General features: G+C 47.0%; 11 protein-coding genes. All 11 read left to right on the plus strand.

Features of this window, described 5'->3' with window-relative positions; genetic code table 11:
• Nucleotides 1–111: 111 nt before the first annotated feature.
• The 11 genes from ACKTT9_RS13245 to ACKTT9_RS13295 all read left to right on the plus strand — a co-directional run bounded on the left by ACKTT9_RS13245 (nt 112) and on the right by ACKTT9_RS13295 (nt 19,088).
• The gene (locus ACKTT9_RS13245; protein WP_407871956.1) at nt 112–930 is read left to right on the plus strand and encodes an MBL fold metallo-hydrolase; all 819 of its coding nucleotides are present in this window, start codon (nt 112–114) and stop codon (nt 928–930) included.
• Nucleotides 931–945: 15 nt separating this feature from the next.
• Nucleotides 946–2,214: an MFS transporter gene (locus ACKTT9_RS13250; RefSeq protein WP_407871957.1), complete on the plus strand. Its 1,269-nt coding sequence runs from the start codon at nt 946–948 to the stop codon at nt 2,212–2,214.
• Nucleotides 2,215–2,384: 170 nt separating this feature from the next.
• On the plus strand, nt 2,385–5,156 hold the full coding sequence (gene galA, locus ACKTT9_RS13255) for a beta-galactosidase GalA (RefSeq protein WP_407871958.1): 2,772 nt from the start codon (nt 2,385–2,387) through the stop codon (nt 5,154–5,156).
• Nucleotides 5,157–5,285: 129 nt separating this feature from the next.
• On the plus strand, nt 5,286–5,549 hold the full coding sequence (locus tag ACKTT9_RS13260; protein ID WP_407871959.1) for an alpha-L-fucosidase: 264 nt from the start codon (nt 5,286–5,288) through the stop codon (nt 5,547–5,549).
• Between the two features lie 123 nt (nt 5,550–5,672).
• Complete coding sequence (locus tag ACKTT9_RS13265) at nt 5,673–6,698, plus strand: S-layer homology domain-containing protein (RefSeq protein WP_407871960.1); 1,026 nt, start codon at nt 5,673–5,675, stop codon at nt 6,696–6,698.
• 149 nt (nt 6,699–6,847) lie between these two features.
• Nucleotides 6,848–8,626 carry a sensor histidine kinase gene (locus tag ACKTT9_RS13270; RefSeq protein ID WP_407871961.1) on the plus strand — a complete coding sequence of 593 codons (1,779 nt, stop codon included), beginning with the start codon at nt 6,848–6,850 and terminating at the stop codon, nt 8,624–8,626.
• Nucleotides 8,627–8,739: 113 nt separating this feature from the next.
• Nucleotides 8,740–10,059, plus strand: a complete 1,320-nt coding sequence (locus tag ACKTT9_RS13275) for an ABC transporter substrate-binding protein (RefSeq protein WP_157318182.1) — start codon at nt 8,740–8,742, stop codon at nt 10,057–10,059.
• 67 nt (nt 10,060–10,126) lie between these two features.
• Nucleotides 10,127–11,008 (plus strand): carbohydrate ABC transporter permease, encoded by an 882-nt coding sequence (locus ACKTT9_RS13280; RefSeq protein WP_407871962.1) that lies wholly within the window; start codon nt 10,127–10,129, stop codon nt 11,006–11,008.
• A gap of 1 nt (nt 11,009) precedes the next feature.
• Nucleotides 11,010–11,906 carry a carbohydrate ABC transporter permease gene (locus ACKTT9_RS13285; protein ID WP_246068904.1) on the plus strand — a complete coding sequence of 299 codons (897 nt, stop codon included), beginning with the start codon at nt 11,010–11,012 and terminating at the stop codon, nt 11,904–11,906.
• A 30-nt stretch (nt 11,907–11,936) separates the two neighbouring features.
• Complete coding sequence (locus ACKTT9_RS13290; protein ID WP_407871963.1) at nt 11,937–13,637, plus strand: helix-turn-helix domain-containing protein; 1,701 nt, start codon at nt 11,937–11,939, stop codon at nt 13,635–13,637.
• Between the two features lie 681 nt (nt 13,638–14,318).
• The gene (locus ACKTT9_RS13295; RefSeq protein ID WP_407871964.1) at nt 14,319–19,088 is read left to right on the plus strand and encodes a DUF4073 domain-containing protein; all 4,770 of its coding nucleotides are present in this window, start codon (nt 14,319–14,321) and stop codon (nt 19,086–19,088) included.
• Nucleotides 19,089–19,195: the final 107 nt, after the last annotated feature.

Consider the following 19,195-nt stretch of genomic DNA (forward strand, 5'->3'; position numbering starts at 1 on the left):
TGATGTTTACTTGAAAAAACAGATGACATATGTTTAGGCAAGGAGGCGTGACGGTATGATCAATAAAATAAGCGATAATCTTCAAACAACTAAGGAGTGTGAAAAGCAACAATGAAAATTCATTTTCTTGGGACGGCAGCGTCTGAAGGTTTTCCGAACGTATTTTGCAGATGTGAGGCGTGCTTCGCTGCTCGACAGCTTGGTGGAAAAAACATTCGTACGAGAGCTTCCGTTATCGTTGACGATACTTTGAAGTTCGATTATTCGGCGGATTCACAAATGCAAGCCCTTCGTGATGGAATAGACTTGGGGCGTATAGAGCATTTGCTGGTGACCCATACGCATTATGATCATTTCTATCCGGGAGATTTGACAAGCCGAATTGAAGGCTTTGCTCATGGTATTGAACATCCACTCTGGATCCATGGCAACGATCTTGTTATGTACCATGCCCGGCAGGCTCTCGGGAAATTCGAAGGTGCCCGATTCCGCTTTAATCGAATGAAGCCTTTTCAAAAAACAATAGTGGGATCAGCTTGGGTAACGCCACTTCCTGCTGATCATGATCCTATGGAAACGTGCCTGTTATACTTTGTGGAGAAAGACGGAAAAACTCTGCTCTACGGAAATGATACGGGGTGGTTTCCAGACGATACTTGGTCATGGCTTAGGAGCAAGAAGATTGATATGGCGATACTTGACTGCACGCATGAAAAAACAGGAGTTAAACAGAAGAGCAATCATATGAACGTGGACACGATTCTGGAAGTACACGATGTATTTGTTAAGGAACGAATCCTTAATGATACTGGACAAATCTTTGTCACTCATTTCACCCACAATTCTGCTCTTCTTCATGACGATTGGGTGACCATCTTCGAACCTCACGACATTCGCGTAGCGTACGACGGTCTTACTGTTCATTTCTAAGCTTAAGGAGAAAATATGATTATTGCATCCGAAGATCAACTTAGGAAGAATCAGCGTCCTGTCACGATTATTGCGATCGTTACCGCGATATGTTTGCTCGGAGATTCCATGCTGTATATCGTACTTCCTATCTACTGGAAAGAAGTCGGGCTCAATGCTTTATGGGAGGTCGGAGTACTCCTTTCCATCAACCGCTTTATTAGGCTGCCAATGACCCCGCTGATTGGTTTGCTTTATAAAAGAATGTCATTGCGCACAGGTCTTGTTCTGGCCATACTGCTGGCAGCAGCGACAACTATCGGCTACAGCATGTTCAAGGGTTTTATCATTTGGCTCGTTCTCCGCAGCTTATGGGGGATCGCCTGGTCCTTCCTGCGCATGGGCGGCTATTTAACCGTTATTCGCTACTCGGATGATACAAATCGCGGCCATCTGATGGGACGATATAACGGAATATTCCGTCTAGGAAGCTTGGTCGGCATGCTTATCGGCGGTGTGCTTGTTCCACTCGTCGGGATGTCGATTGTTTCCATTGCTTTCGGGGTGTTTATGCTGTTAGGGCTTCCTTATGTCGCCGCCTACATTTCCGGTGCTAATGCGAACCAGTCCGACGTTTCTCTTCTGCGTAAGGAGCGTATCGACAATCGGGCGGTAATTTGGAAGAAGCCTGTACTTAAAATCGTTGCAACCGGACTTTTCGTTTATCTCCTCCAGACTGTTCTAAGCGTCACGTTGAGTTTGCAGATCGAAACCAACTATCCGCAGCCGATGACGTTGCTCGGTATTGTCGTGACAAGCACGATGCTATCTGGCGTGCTCCAGTCAGCTCGCTGGGGGTGGGAACCTTTTCTTGCCTCATGGATAGGCTTGCGCTCTGACGGCTCCAAAGGGCGTCTGCCTCTTTTTTGTCTCACTCTGATTATCTCTGCGGTCGGGTATGCCTTGATACCCTGGCAGCTTCCGATTTATCTGTGGTGCGCGGTTATTTTACTTGTTTTGGCGGCAAGCACAGCCGTCTCGACGCTAGTGGACGCTTTGGCATCGGACGTCGCCCGCTTTTCATCCGTCGTTACGGTTATGACTGCTTATTCGGTTGCGACAGATATGGGCTCCGCACTTGGTCCTATGCTGGTCTATTTAGCGGTCAGCTTGCCTAATGGCATAACGTACATTTATTTGGGCAGCGCACTCATGTTCCTGCTGATCGCATTATGGTACAGGCCAAATGTCAAACCGAAAATGAATGTCTTACCAAGTGAACGCGATTTTGCGAAAACCGAATAACCATGCTTTCTCGAATAAAATATGAAGACAAGATCAAAGAATTTCACTGTTTTAAAATGGTTTATCCCATTCATCTCGGCTCGCGATTTGATTATACTGAGCATTATTGAACTGAGCTAATGGACAAGGGACTAATTTGGTCTTAATTACGTAGGCATAAGAGGAAAGGAATGAATGATGTGCGTCAACGATTCAGCATGGATAAAGACTGGTTGTTTCATCTTGGTGAAGTTGATGTTCCTGCCAACAAATCGCATAACAGCATTTACGGCAGGGCCAAAGCAGGAGGCGCCATTGGACCCGCCGGCATGGAGTGGAATGATTCGACATGGCAGACCGTGCAGCTTCCACACGATTGGTCGTATCAGCAGCCATTCGACCGGGAAAATGGTGTACCCAATTTCGGCTTTAAACCGCGTGGCATCGGCTGGTATCGGAAGAAATTCAGATTGCCCGCAGAGGATCTGGGAAAGCAACTGACGTTGGGGTTCGACGGCATCGCAACCGAAGCTTCGATCTATTTGAACGGAAGCTTGTTGGAAAGAAACTTTAGCGCGTATACCAGTTTTACAGTTGATATCTCGGATCGAGCCTATTACGGTGATCGTCCCAACGTACTCGCCATCCGCGTTGATGCTACAGAGGCCGAGGGGTGGTGGTACGAGGGAGCCGGTATTTATCGTCATGTCTGGTTAACAACAAAATTGCCGCTGCACATGGCAGAGCGCGGGGTCTGGGTCAGACCTGAGAAAATCAATGATACACTTTGGCAGACGCATATTGAAACTGTTGTTGGCAATGAATTGGAGCACGATGTGCATTACACATTAACAACTTATATTCAGAATGCTAAGAATGATGTGATTCAAAAAGCCAGGACGGAGAGTAAGTGTGCCGCAGGCAGCAAAAATACGGTCGTTCAGAAGTTAAACGTAATCAATCCTGCCATATGGGATATTGATACTCCTAATCTATATCAAGTGCATTCTGTTTTGACAGTAGAAGGAAAGCTTTATGACACTACGGTGACTTCTTTCGGCTACAGAACGATTCGCATTTGTCCAGATGAAGGGTTTTTCCTAAATGAACAACCTTTGAAATTAAAAGGAACCTGCAACCATCAGGATCATGCCGGTGTTGGTGTAGCACTTCCTGATGGGTTGCAGGAATACCGAATTCGGCGGCTTAAGGAGATGGGCAGCAACGCCTATCGTGCGGCGCATCATAATCCGACACCGGAACTGCTAGACATATGTGACAGGCTTGGCATGCTTGTTATGGATGAAAACCGCAATTTTGAAACTTCAGGAGAAGGTCTGCGCCAACTTGAAAATATGGTTACCCGCGACCGCAATCATCCTTGTGTGGTGTTCTACAGTCTGTTCAATGAAGAGCCGCATCAAGGAACGCCAATCGGCCGACGTATGGTTAAACGAATGATGCGGACAGTCAAACGTTTGGATCCGACTCGCCCTGTTCTTGGAGCTCTGAACGGTGGGGTGATGGAGGACGACGGAACAGCAGATATTCTGGAAATCACAGGGTTCAATTATATGCATGCGAGCTATGATAAATTTAAAGCGAAGCATCCGGCGCAGCCGATCATCGGTTCCGAGACCGTGAGTGCGTTCTCGACACGCGGCAACTATTTGGGCGATTCGATCAAGCAGGTATTTGACAGCTACGATCAAGAGAAAGCTCCTTGGGGAGCTACGGTGCGCGAGGCCTGGCAAGCGGTAGCTACTCGTGATTTTGTTATGGGGACTTTCGTTTGGACAGGCTTTGATTACCGTGGGGAGCCGACACCGTACGAATGGCCCAGCATCAACACGCACTTCGGCATTATGGATACCTGCGGCTTCCCCAAAGATGCGTACTATTTGTATCAAGCATATTGGCTCGATGAACCGATTCTTCACATGCTGCCACATTGGAACTGGCAGGGACGTGAAGGGCAGCCAATAAAGGTAATGACGCACACCAACTGCGAAGAAGTGAGCTTATATGTGAATGGCCAATTTATCAGTAGAGAGCATGTTGACCTATACAAGCAATTGGAGTGGGAAGTTCCTTATGAGCCGGGTATCGTGCGCATGGAAGGCTACAACAACGGTCAACTTGTGAATGTGACGGAAGTTGCAACGACTGGAGAAACAGCTTCACTCCGACTGGAACTGCAGAAACCCTATCTCTATGGTGACGGGAAGGATGCCATTGCCGTTAATTTGTACGCGATCGATGCGCAGCAGCGTTTTGTTCCGACAGATAGCCGATTTGTAACGTTTACGCTTAGCGGTTCTGGCAAAATATTAGGCGTTGGCAACGGTAATCCTAATTGTCACGAGGCTGATGCCGCTCAGGCAAGAAGTTTATTTGCCGGCTGCTGCCAGCTGATTGTGCAAAGCGTCCCCGGCTCTGACCCCATTGTGTTACGAGCGGAAGCTGCTGGCTTGGCACCGATGACATGGGTAATCCCGGTGAAGGAAACGGCCGAATCTCCTTACATCCCTTCCGTCAAGGAGACTTATGTGAATGACTGGCATGTAACGCAGGAGCCTTACCGTGAAAGGCCTGATCCCCTCATGATTATGGATCCGACGGATATGAACACTTGGGAAAAGGTAGATGTCAGTTATGGCGCCTTGAATATGCTGAAAGGGATATCCGGGTACGTGGTGTTTCGGAGTCAATTGCGCTTGTCGGAACAAGAAAGGTCAAGTAGCGCCACCCTTCTGTTTAATGAAATTGAAGGTGATGTTGAAATCTACGCGGATATGGAATTGTTATTGGTGGCTTCGCTCGTTGAGCCGACTACATTGGAAATTCCGTTGCGAGAGGTTGACTTGAATGGGAAGAACGCGATTACGTTATCTGTTCTTGTTCATATGACGAAGCAGATGAGTAAGCCGGGTATCAGCGGTTCGGTTTGTTTATTAACTTAGCAAGACTCTCCAAGTGTAATCTCTGTATTCCTCGATTGAGATCCCCTTCATTTATCCTAAAAAACCGGCTGCGCAACTTGGCTCCCCGCCAAGTACGGCTGCAGTATTTAAAAACGAAGAAGGCTGCCGATGACAAATTGGCAGCCTTTTCATGTCAGCTTTTCATGGCAACTCAAGAAGCCATTTTTGAAGACATTGGCAGGATCAGCCTCGCTTATATTATCCTGCGAGTTACTCGCACCATTCGGAACTCATGCAGCAACGACGTATCAGCCTACATGGGAATCCGTGGATCAGCATAAGGCTGCCCCAGAATGGTTTCAAGATGCTAAGTTTGGCATTATAAACTCATGTGCGGTTGCTTTATCCTGGTTCAAAAATAATCATGAATAGAACAAAAAACATCATGAGCCTTCCTCGCAGGAATCGCTATAATTTACTTGAGAACACGCTTTTGTATTTATATTTGTAAGCGTTTGCATAATTTGTCGAATGAAAAGAAGGGGATGAACCAAAATGAAACGTAACATGATGATGGGGACAATCGTTTGCACTTTTTGCAGTATGTTAGCCATAGCCTTCACACCTGCAGCCTATGCGGAGGACGCGACTCAATTTACGATGTCGACGTCCGATACGGAATCAACGGGGGAATTTACTGTCACGTTGAAAGGGGAGCAGCTTACTGATTTATTTGCCTATGAAGCCAAATTCAGTATCGACGCAAGTAATCTGGAAGTGGTTAAGGCGGAAACGAAAATTGAAGGTTTCTCGATCTCGCCTATTGTGAAAGATAATGAAGTCACCATAGCACATACGAAAATCGGTAAGGTCGATGGCGAAAAGGGAGATGTCATTCTAGGCACGATCACTTTTAAAGCGAAAAAAGTAGGGACAACGAATGTGAAATGGACGTCCCTGAAAACGGTCGATCACACGTTGAAAAATCAAGTTTTCACAATGAATGCCTCTCAAGATTTCACTAAAGTCTTCAGCGATTTGGCAGGGCACTGGGCGAAACCCGACATCATGGAGATGGTCGGCAAACAAATCGTGGAAGGTATGGATGACGATCATTTCGCACCGGACACGAATGTGACAAGAGCGCAATTCGCGACACTGATTGCCAAGGTTTTGAATCTAAAGGACAGCACCGGTCAAACGCCGTTTGACGATGTCGCTTCAGGCTCTTGGTACGAGTCTACGGTGAAAAAGGCATATGCGGCAGGTTTGATTGATGGCATTTCCGAGCATGAGTTCGCCCCGGAGAAGAACATTACCCGTGAGGAAATGACCGCCATGCTCATCCGAGCAAAAGCGCAGGCTGCTGGGATCAAGGTGCAGGATATGCCTGCGAATGGAGAAATTCCTTTTCAAGATGAGGCCGAAGTTAGCGAGTGCGCTAAGCCATTCGTTCAGCTCGCCGTGGAAGCGGGATTAATGAACGGAAGATCGGAGCTAGCCTTCGCTCCACAAGAGCATGCTAGCCGAGCCGAAGCCGTGGTCGTGTTAAAGAGGCTTTTAAAAGAAGTTGCCAAATAAGCGCAACCGAATTGAATTGCGCACCAAGTCATGTCGAAATACAAGAATATTTGTCGAATTCAAAAGAGAAAAAAGGACATTACCTCAAAATGACCGAATGTATGGTGAGAAAGTCATCTAATGTATTTTGACATGGCGGGGTGCCCAGGATGAAGTTGTTTGCTAAACCGTGGACGTTTTCGGCGACGCTCCATGTTTTGTTAGTTGTGATGGTGGTGTTCCCCATCGTGATTATTTCGACCATGATTCTGCAAGTATATAAACGTGATCTGCTGCAGCAAACGACAGAACGTTCCCTGCAGACGCTGCATGCGGTCACCTATTCCGCCCAGCAAGAGATTAGCAAAATCGAGTACGTGACGGCGGCAGTCGGCGTCGACCGGGATATTTTATCGATTGCAACTGGGCTGCATCAAGCGGATGAAAGCAATCGCTACACGTACATTAATGCGATGGAACGTGCGCTAAGTCGATATACGTACTCAATGTCAAGCCAGCTTCTGGCTATTCATTTTTTTTACAAAGATGGCGGTGTGTATTCGTTCCAGCAAAATCTGTCCACAGATGAGCAGGAGGTTCGCGCTATGGAGTGGTATCGGAGAACGTTGAAGCAAACGGATAACGTCCAGTTTCTAGGCCTGCAGCGTATGATGTTGTTTGGCCAGACTGAACCATCAGGGTTATCTGCGGCCATTGCGCCGAGTGCTTTTCATACGTTGAGCGACGTTGAGATGGTTTGTTTTACATTAAATGAAGAAGCGTTTGATAAAATTTTTCTGCAGCAGCCCTATGATAAATCCGCTTTTGTCATTGTGACCGGGGAAGGGCAAGTGATTGCATCGAGCAGCAACTGGGATGAAACGAGTGTGAGTCTTGAACGGCTTGAGCAAATAAAGTCAGCTAGTGAAGGCCATTTTATCGATAAAGCCAGTGAGACGGAGATGCTTGTCACATATGCAGCGGTTGGGCAAACAGGGTGGAAAGTCGTGCATGAAATTCCATATAGCGAGTTGACCGCCAATTATAACCGGATATATAAGATCGTGCTGCTTGCTACATTTGCGGTTATTGCCGTATTTTTGCTCATTTCATTCTATTTGGTAAAAGGCCTTACGAGACCCATTCATGTGCTGGTACGCAAGATGTCCCTGGTCATGGAGGGGGATTTGAATGCCAAAATCGGCACATCGGGCATCGCAGAAATGGCTACGCTTGGGCGCACATTCAATCATATGCTGGACCAAATTAAGCTGTTGATTCGCCAGCGCGAAGAAGAGGAGCAGATGAAAAGGAAAGCGGAGTTTGCCGCCTTGCAGTCGCAAATCAACCCTCATTTTCTGATTAATACGCTGAATGCGATTAAATTGATGGCGCTTATCAGCAAGGTAGATAATATTCGGAACATGACCAATGCCTTGATGCGGCTTGTTTCTTCTTCTTTTAACCGGGGAGGCATTCTTACACGCTTTTCCGATGAAATTGAAAATTTAAAGCATTATTTATACATCATGGAAATCCGATATGGCCATAAATTCGAAGTCGAATGGCAGATTGATCCGCAGGCAGAGTCGAAGTATTTGCTCAAGCTGCTGCTGCAACCGGTTCTGGAAAACAGCATTGTACACGGGATGGCTGGTAAGGAATCGCAAGGAAAAATCGTTATAGCCGCTAATGTTCATGAAGGCAGCTTGTACATCGTCATTGCTGATAACGGTGAGGGAATGACCGAGGAACAGTTAACGCAATTCCGTGCGAAAAGCAGTCCTCATACGTTCTCAGGGATGGGGTTTGCCAATGTGCACCACCGCATTCAGCTGCACCACGGAGAGGATTACGGCTTAACCCTGGCAGCGAATGAACCGGAGGGAACGAAGGTCACGATGAAAATTCCGCTTATTTTTAAAAATAAAGATGAGGAGCCGCTGTAGTTCAAAAAAGATCAACTCTATAGCCGAAAAGATCATTTGGATGCGTTTACATCGCGGGTATGATAAGAGTAGAACAAATGATTATAGAATCAATCATTGGAGGGGTAACGAAGATGGGAAAAAGAAGATTAATGGGTACCGCATTAGTTAGTGGGATTGTGATGTTGAGTGCATTAACAGGCTGCGGCAAAGATGCGGCTACACAGCCTGCAGCATCAACCAAACCGACAGAAACCCAAGCGGCTGCTGCGCCAACTGCGAAACCGGCTGATCCGGTTAAGCTGAAGCTGGCGATGTGGGATGCTAAGGGAGACATTACTTTTTGGCAGGAGAAAGTGAAAGATTATACCAAATTGAAGCCGAATGTTACGGTTGAAGTGGAAAAAGTGCCGGACAACGGCGGCCAATATTTAAAGGTTCGTTTAGCTGCAAATGATTTACCTGATCTGTTCTACCTAAAACCAGCCCATATGCAAATTTATAAGCAGTCGCTGCTTCCACTCGATGATCTGAACGGGGCCAAGAATAATAAATTCCCGGCAAAAATCGATGGGAAAATATTGGGAGCACCACTCGTTTCCTTCTCCGAATTCGTTTACTTCCATCCGAGCGTGTTCAAGGAATTGAACCTGGAAGTGCCAAAAACATTGCCTGAGTTGATGTCAACGATGGAGAAAATTAAAACAAACGGCAAATACACGCCGATTGCCATTGGAGGTAAGGAAGATTGGACGTTCTATCCGTTCATGGAATTCGGACCGCATATCCTCTCCGGGGATGAGAATTACTTGGCTACTTTGGCGAAAACGCCTGAACCGTTTGGCGATGGCAGCACATTTGATAAAGTTGGAAAAGTGATTAAAGAAATGTCGAGCAAAAAATTAGCAGGACCAGATGCGCTCTCGATCTCCTTCGATCAATCCACGCAATTGTTCGAATCGAAGAAGGCGGCAATGATTGCTGCCGGTCAATGGTACTACGGCGATTATGTGAACCGTGTAAAAACGGACGATGACGTTGGCGTATTCCCGCTTCCTTTTAGAAGCACAGAAAGTGAGCCGTTAACAGCTATGACGTTGTCCGATATGAATATCGGGATCAACAAGAACAGCAAAAATGCAGCAGAAGCCAAAGCGTTTTTCGAGTGGATGTTCAGCAAAGACGTGTATCAAGGTTATATCAATAACGCCCAACAGTTCTCTACCATCAACGGCGTGAATTCGGAAATTCCTTTCTTCAATAAGTGGACGGAAAAGTATCCGTTTAAACCGTTCATTTACAACGCGACAGATGAGGCTTTTGCGAAAGTAAGCGGCGCAGCTCAATTTGATTTCAAAAAAGCGGCACAAGAAATTTACTCTGGCAAACCGATCGAAACCGTGGAAAAAGATTTAAACAACAAGTGGAAAAAAGCAGTTGAATCGAACAAATAAGTTTGGAAGAGAGGGCACTACCTAGGCGACTGGCATAGTGTCTTCTCTTATATACAGGAGTGATCATATGAATTATCGCATGCAGCAAAAAGTCGTAATTTTTTCGTTTCTACTTGTACCGGTTTCACTCTTGCTGTTATTTCTAATCTATCCGACGCTGCAGCTATTTCGTTACAGTTTCACTAGTTGGGATGGCTACAGCCCTAGCTTCAAATACATCGGCTTCGAGAATTATGTCCGGATGCTGTTTGATTTCCCTGAAGCGTGGCAAGCGATTAGGAATAACGGTGTGTATTTTTTGCTCCATACCATCGCGATTCCACTCGAATTGACAACAGCCGTGCTGCTGAACAGAGTGCTGCGTGGGAGTGCATTCTTTCGTTTTTCCGTGCTAATGCCTTACATTATTAACGGAATTGCTGTGGCGTATATGTTTAGCTACATCTACAATCCAATTAACGGTCCGCTGAACGAGTTGTTAAAGGCAGTCGGGTTAGAATCATGGATTCAAAGTTGGCTGAGCGACTCCAACGTCGTTAATTATTCCTTGGTGGTTGTCTCGCTTTGGCGTTACAGCGGTGTGCATGTTGTCTTGTTTCTAGCCGGTCTGCAGTCGATTCCGAAGGATCTGTATGAAGCGGCTGAAATCGATGGAGCGAACTTTTGGCAGCAGCAGCGTTTTGTTACACTGCCAGGCATCCGTCGGGTCGTAGAAATTATCTTGTTTATGAATGTATCAGGGGCTTTGCTGCAGTATGATATTCCGCTTGTCATGACAAACGGCGGTCCGGGCAGCGCAAGCTCGACATTCGGTTTATATTCGCTTCAAACGGCGTTTACCTATAACAATTACGGTTTGGCCTCCTCGATGGCCGTTATGCTTTTGTTATTAATTATTATTTTTTCAGCGCTGCAGGCTTGGATTGTGAAAGACAGGAGTGAAGCTTGACATGGAACGTACACAGCTATTGAAACAAACCTACAAGCCGGAAGTGCCGAGCAGGACTCGTTCGATGAGCACACAGCGATTAGTTGGCCATATCGTTTATTATGTCTTGTTTACCTTAATGGCGGCGATCGTTTTCGTCCCCATTCTGCTGGTCGTATTTGGTTCTTTTAAAACAAATCTGGAGCTGGCCGAAACGTCGCCTTTTTCGCTGCCCCAAAGCTTTCTCCATATCGATAACTACGTTAGCGCCTTGAAAGAGGGCAATATGATACGCGGTCTGGGCAATTCTGTGCTGCTCGTTGTGTTGAGTATGCTCGGGAATATGCTGCTCGGTACGATGACGGCTTATGTGCTTAATCGCTTTCAGTTCCGGATGAAAAAAGTGATTCTCATGATGTTTATGGCTGCGATGATTATTCCTGCCTATACGACGGAAATTGCCAGGTTTCAGCTCATACATGCTCTGGGTGTCTATAATACACTAGGCGCGCCTCTGCTAATTTATATCGGAACGGATATTATGCAGATCTACATTTATATGCAGTTTCTCGAAAAGATTTCCGTACAGCTCGACGAGAGTGCGATGTTGGATGGCGCCTCTTATGTGCGCATTTTCCGCTCGATTATTTTCCCATTATTGCTGCCAGCAACGGCTACACTAGCTATACTAAAAAGTGTTACAATAATGAACGATATCTTTGTCCAACAGTTATACATGCCAAGCGCGAAACTGGCGACTTTGGCGACCTCATTGACAGCGTTTGTCAGCACACGCAGTTCCGATTTATCACAGCTTTGCGCAGGGATTATTATCGTGCTGCTGCCTAGCGCCATTTTCTACATCGTGTTTCAGCGTTATATTTTCAAAGGTCTCATGGATGGGGCTGTTAAAGGATAAGGTGGAAGCAGTCAACTTGGCCATTGGAGGATGAATCGGTTGCTTAAAATGATGATTGTTGACGATGAACCGCTTGTTCGCCTTGCGCTTCAACATATGATCGATTGGCCAAGTATGGGGATTGTGGTCGAAGTCGAGGCCGCTGACGGTGCGGAGGCGCTTGAGATTTTGAAGCAGCGTGGCGATATTGATCTCATGCTCCTTGATATCGAGATGCCGAGGCTTAGCGGAATTGAACTGCTGCGGGCCTACTCGCCCGTTATGGAAAAGCGGAGACCCGTCACGATCATGTTAAGCGCCTATAGCGATTACAGCTATGTGCGGGAAGCTTTTTTGCTCGGTGCGATAGATTTCATCGTGAAGGCGGATATGGATGAGGAGCATCTTGTACCTGTCATTCTGAAAGCGGTCAACGAACTGAGTAAAGAGGAACCTCCGTTAAATTCGCTTCCGACAAGTGAGATTGAAGACGACATTGATGCGAAAAGCGAAATCCTCCGTCAGCTTATCACGTTTGATCCGAATCAGCAGGAAGAGGCGACTGCCATAGCAACAACAGGTATTCACGAATGGCTTGGTGAAGTGAATCAGTTGGTTGCCGTTATGACCGTTTCGCAAGGTTCACTGGGCAGCAGGCAGGAACGAAGCTTGAATGATGCGAAAACGCAGCGTTTTATTACGCAGTCGGTGCAAACCGTATTGGACGCCATGTCGATTCGGCATTTCATCTACCGTAAAAGCCAAACGGAATACGTGCTTTTCTGCACCCTGGTTCAGTATCGAAGTGAAAGCGTAATACGCGAAAAGGTGCAATCCGCTTTTACCATGATGCAAACCCGGCTGATTCAGTATGTGAACGTGTCGATTTCTATCGGTGTGAGTGAACTGGCCAGCGGAACAAAACATTGGTACCGTCTGCACCAACAGGCTGCGCATTTGGCGGCGATGAGCTTTTATGCCGGATGGAACAAAGTGTTTTATCCTGAAAGCTGTATGGATCATGGAAGATCTGGGTCGGGATCTGGAGCTGGTGGGAATGCCGGTCAGGACCATGTTCGCAAGCTGCAGCTGACGCTGAAAGCGAATGGGGCAGCCATCACTCAACTGCTCGAACAGGACAATTCGGAGTTGTGGGGCAAGGAGTTTGAGCAAATGCAGCTGCTGCTCGGGCAAACATGGGGTTGGCGGCCTCAGGATGTTCAGGCTGCACTTGAGAATTTGCTCTGGGAACTGGGCGGCTTATTGCACCGCAAAGGGATACGTTGGGATGAGCTGGAGGAGGAGCTTCAGCATCCTTTTGAATATATGAGAAGTTTGGAGACTTTGGAAGAAACGAAAAGCTGGCTGTATCGGATCTGTACGAATTTGTACAGCTGGCTTCATGGGAAGGAAAAAGCGGATAGCAGCTACAGTACTGTGGTGGCGACGGCTAAGCAATTCCTTGATCTTCATTATATGGAAGACGTCAACCTGGCGTTGATCAGCGAGATGGTGGGCGTTAGCGAAAGCTATTTGAGCAAGCAGTTTACGAAGGAAGTCGGCAGCAATTTCATTCAGTACTTAACGCATTTGCGTATCGAAGAATCCAAACGATTGATGAAAAAGAAGGGCTTTAAAATTACCGACATAGCCGAAAGCGTCGGTTATTTGAATGTTGAGCATTTCAGCCGCATGTTCAAAAAAACGACGGGGTACAGCCCTAAGCTGTACCGGGAGAGTTTGTTGAAGTGAGGCTGGGGTGCGAGGTGTGAAGTGCGGGGGGCTGAGTGCGAGTGCCGAGTGCTGAGTGCTGGGTGCGGGGTGCGGGGTGCCGAGTGAGGTGTGCTAAGCGCAGAGTGCACAGTGAATTGCAAATAAGGGAACGCTAGGGCGCTATTTCAGCGATATTAGCCGTTTGAGCGAGCTAGAGGGAACTCAGGTCCGCTATTTCGGCATTTTCGCTGAAAAGGGGCTTCATTTGCAAAAATATGACCCTGTAGTTCCGCTCATCGCGGAAATCTGCACAGTATCTTCGAAATAGAGGACGCCAGTTCCCTTATGATTTGCTCTAGCGGAAATCTCCGCTAGTCTTTCTGTGTCTGGTGATGTGGAAGGTTGCAGCATGGTGAGTACAGTAGTTGGATCGTGGCAGGTGGGTAAAGTAGCTTGATTTTGAGAGTTCCCCCTGGGGAAGGGCAGGAAAGCGCAGGGCTCAAACAATAGCGTTCGTCCTACGACGATGACGTTTATTCCTGCATGCCCATGATGATACAAGTCGTATCGTGGAATAATGTGTCACATTTTGTCTGACGACTAAAATAGGAAAAAAATCAACTTTTTACGTAAAATTTTCAATAGTTAGAAGAAAAAACTGCTGCTACGATTTGTAGTGTTCACTGGCAAGGCAACACAAATACAGAAAGGGTGATAGTTTTGCGCAAATTATTGAAGACGCCTCTCAAAAAGAAAGCTTTATTAAGTGTCATGATGGCAGCTTGTATTTCTTCCGGCTTTACCGGCATGACAACTCTCTTCCCGTTAAATACGGCACATGCGGCAGCAGCGATTACTTACACAGGATCCGCCCCAGCCCCGGCTCATAACCTGGCCTTATGGTACCGGCAGCCGGCAACGGATTGGGAAACACAAGCGCTACCAATTGGGAACGGTTACATGGGTGGGATGGTTTTTGGCGGTGTGGAACAGGAACATCTCCAGTTTAACGAAAAGACGTTATGGACCGGTGGACCGCGTTCCAAAGCTGGGGGAGGTAGGGACGGCAACCGGGATAGTGCTGCTGATCATTTAGAGGACGTCCGGCAGAAGTTGGCGAGCGGGGATGTTGCCGGGGCTACGTCTATTGCCGAGCAATTTTTAACGGGGACATTAAATGATTATCCGCAATTCGGCAATTATCAAAATTTCGGCGATATGTATTTTGATTTTGCGCTGCCAGCCTCTGTAACGGTGACCGACTATCGGCGAGAGCTCGATCTCGAAGATGGCATTGCACGTGTGACCTACAAGCAGAACGGAATTGACTATACGCGTGAATATTTTATGAGCTATCCGGATAACGTGATGGCCATGCGGCTTACGAGCAGTCAACCGAATCAATTGAACTTCGATGTCAAGGTTACAAGTCCACAAACGTCACCTTCTATTACAGCAATAGGCAATACGCTGACCCTTAGCGGAAAGCTATCCGATAATGGAATGGCGTACGAATCCCAGTTCCGTGTTCAATCGGATGACGGGACCGTTACGGCAGGCAGCGGAAAATTGACGGTTGCAGGGGCAAGTGCTGTGACCATTCTCATGTCGGCAGCAACGGATTATGCCAACCATTATCCCGATTATGTCGGAACGAATCCGCACCTAACCGTAAACAATCGACTGGCAGCAGCTTCAGCTAAAACGTATGAATCGCTGCGGACTCGGCATCTGGCTGATTATCAGGCGCTTTTTAAGCGGGTATCTCTGAATCTGAATGATCAGATTGCAACGATACCGACGGATCAGCTGCTGGCCAGTTACAGAAGCACTCGCACCAGTGCGCTGGAGTCACTTTTTTTCCAATACGGCAGGTATTTGCTAATCGCTTCGTCCCGAGAGGGATCGCTTCCCGCCAATCTGCAAGGTGTCTGGAATAATTCCACCACACCGCCATGGGGAGCGGATTATCACACCAATATTAATCTTGAGATGAACTATTGGCCTTCGGAAGTAACGAATTTGAGCGAAACAGCTATCCCTTATGTTGAATTTATTGACTCCTTGCGGGCGCCAGGCCGGGTTACAGCCCAGAAACATCACGGAGTAACCGGATCCGGATGGACGATCCATACGTTTACAAGTGTTTTCGGCTATACAGCGCCAGGTTGGGATATCAGCAATTGGGGCTGGCAGCCGGCGGCAGGAGCGTTCCTTTCCCAACAGCTGTGGGAGAAATATTTGTTTACGGGCGATAAGACTTATTTACAGAATAAGCTGTACCCCATTATGAAAGAAGCAGCAGAATTTTGGACAAAAACGCTTGTTACGGATAAAGATGGCACATTGGTATCAACGCCAGGGGTTTCGCCTGAACATGGGACGTTAAGTATCGGGGATTCCTATGATCAAGAACTCGTTTGGCAACTATTTACGAATTGCATTGAGGCGAGCGATGTACTTGGGATTGATGCGGATTTCCGAAATGAGCTCATGGATAAACGCAGCAGGCTTTCTATGCCGAAAATTGGTAAATACGGCCAAGTGCAGGAGTGGAAAGAAGATATTGATGATCCAAACGATCAGCATCGCCATATCTCTCATCTTGTAGGCTTATATCCCGGCAATCTGATCAATAAGGTGACAACGCCTGATCTATTTAATGCGGCGAAAGTGACATTGATACAGCGAGGAGATGAAGCAACAGGTTGGAGCCGGGCGAACAAATTGAATTTGTGGGCTCGTATGCTGGATGGCGATCATGCTGAGAAAATTTTGCAAGGGCAGCTTGATGCGAACACGAATACCAATTTGTTCGATACACATCCACCTTTCCAAATAGATGGTAATTTTGGGGCCACGTCAGGCATTGCGGAAATGCTTTTGCAAAGTCATACGGGAAGTATCGATTTGCTGCCGGCTCTACCCATGGCATGGTCCAAAGGGGATGTGAAGGGTTTAAAGGCAAGAGGCAATTTTGACGTGGATATGAGCTGGGACGGTACGATTTTGAAGAGGGCTTCGATTACTTCTTTACAAGGAAATGTCGCTTCAGTGAAGAGTAAGACTTTTACGCATACCGGGCAGTATCAAGTTTTAAAAGCGGACAACACACCAGTCAGTTACACCGTCAGCGGAGATACGATCACGTTCAATACCGAAGTTGGGCAAAAGTACGTCATTAACTCCAGTGTAACACCACCGCCACTTCCGCCGACGAATGTGGAATCGCCTGCGCATACGGATACCAGCGTTGATCTGAAATGGACGGCTCCGAGCAGCGGTTCTAACATAGCGGGCTATATTGTTGACGTATATCAAGGTGCGAATAAAGTGAAAAGCATTGAGGTGGCGGCTGCTAGCACAAGCCTTCAAGTAACCGGACTTAGCGAGAAGCAGCTTTATCGTTTCGTTGTTTGGTCCAAAGATGCGAACGGGATGTTATCTGCCACGAGTGCGGAAACGACGGCCTATACCTTTGTAGGCGATGTTTATTTGCAAAATTTTGATAGCGGAGAGGTTGGAGGATGGAAGAAGACGTCAACGACAGGAAACGCTACGTTCAGCGTGGAGAATAATGCTTTGAAAGTTTCCTCTGCCCCTGTAGCTATTATGGTGGACGATAACTCGCCTGTGTATAAAGATGCTGATTTGGCCATGAAGTTGAAGGTTCAGACGGGAACGGGCAGAGTCGGGATACTGTTCCGATACAACGATGTCAACAACTACGCCGGTGTCATCTATGATTTGGGCAAGTGGCTGTGGTATTACATGAAAGACGGTACTGAGCATTATGGTGATCTGTCTTCAGTTGCGATTACGAATGGTCAAACCTATGATGTCAAAGTAAGCTTTGTTGATTCGGATATGAAGTTATGGATCGATGGTCAACTAGTCGGATCAGCCACCGTCGGAGATATTCTCAATGTCCCTGGAAAAATAGGTCTGAGAACGTGGTTCGATAATAAAGTACTGTTCATTGATGAAGTCACGTATACGAACACAAGGCCGGCCTCCAATATCTCAGTAACAGGCATTACGTTGGATAAATCGGCTGTTGCACTTAAAGAAAATGAGACGGCGCAGTTAACCGCCACGATTCAGCCTGGGAATGCGACCAATCCAAACATTAGCTGGGCAAGCAGCAATTCATTAGTCGCCAAAGTTGAGGTTGTCGGCGGCAAAGCAATTGTGACGGGACTGAAAGAAGGCACAGCCGAAATTACGGCAACATCAGCGGATGGAGGCTTCAGGGCGGCAGCTCAGGTAACTGTTACAAAGGCTAGTGGTGTCGTCGCAACGGTAAAAGTCGATGATCGCGATGCAGCTGTTGTGTACACAGGTTCGTGGAACAATTACAGCGATGGCGGGGACTACAGCGGTACTGAGAAATACAGCAATACAGCAGGCGACTCTGCGCAATTTACGTTTACCGGCACCTCCATTCAGCTAATCAGCATGAAACAGAGGAATATGGGGAATATCGATGTGTATCTGGACGGCGTGCTGGTTCAAGCGGATATTGATTGTTACGCGCCTAGTACGATCAAACAGGTTGTTCTCTATAGTAAGACAGGGCTAACGGCAGGGCAGCATACGATTAAAGTTGTCGTAAAAGGAACAAAAAGTGCGCAAGCCGTGGACAAAATTGGCGCAATCGATGCATTTGAGTACACGCCTGCCATAGCAGCACCAAATGTATCAGCTGATGACACGAGCAATGTCATTGTTGGCGCAGACGAAAACATGGAATATTCCGTAGACGGCGGGCTGAGTTACACTTCGTATCAAGCAGATCCAATTCCGACTTTTAGCGGAAATCAAACCGTATTGGTTCGTGTTGCAGCCAATGAAACAAATGCAGCAGGTTTGACGAAGTCGCTTACGTTTACAGCGAATCCGGTTGAATTGGCAGCTTCTTTGACAGGCCCGGGCTCAGTTGCAGCAGGTGATTCATTTACCGCAGCGTATGGACTGACTCATGCAGGGGAGGTGTATGCGCAGGATGTAACGATTACGTATAATCCTGATCTTGTGACTTTCCTTTCAGCAAAACCGCTTACAGATGGTATGGTCATTGTCAAACAAGCGGAAAAACCTGGCCAGATTCGTTTTATTACAGCAAATACGGATGTGAATTCGGCTAATGCGAACGGCGACATGCTGCAGCTGAATTGGAAAGCGCAGGCGATTTTACATGCACAAAGCGCAAATTTCACACTATCTAACCTGAAAATCGCAAGTGGTGAAGGCGTAGAAACTTCCGTGCCTGACAGCTCCCTAACTGTTCTAATTACCGTTAATTCAATCGTCGGCGACTTGAACGGAGACAGCAAAGTATCAATCGGGGACTTGGCTATGGTAGCCGCAGCCTATGGAAAAACGGATGCAGATGCGGACTGGAATCAATACAAATCAGCGGATATTAATCATGATAAAAAAGTAGATATTGATGATCTTGCGGCAGTTGCAGCCAAAATTTTGAAATAATCACCGAGGCTATCCTCTCCTTCCGGGAGGGTGGCCAGGTTCAAAAAACATCAAAACTAAAGCAAAAAAGATCATTTGTATGCGCTTGCAAAGAAAGTATGATTAAG

Source organism: Paenibacillus sp. P36, from assembly GCF_045866505.1.
GTDB lineage: Bacteria > Bacillota > Bacilli > Paenibacillales > NBRC-103111 > Paenibacillus_E > Paenibacillus_E chondroitinus.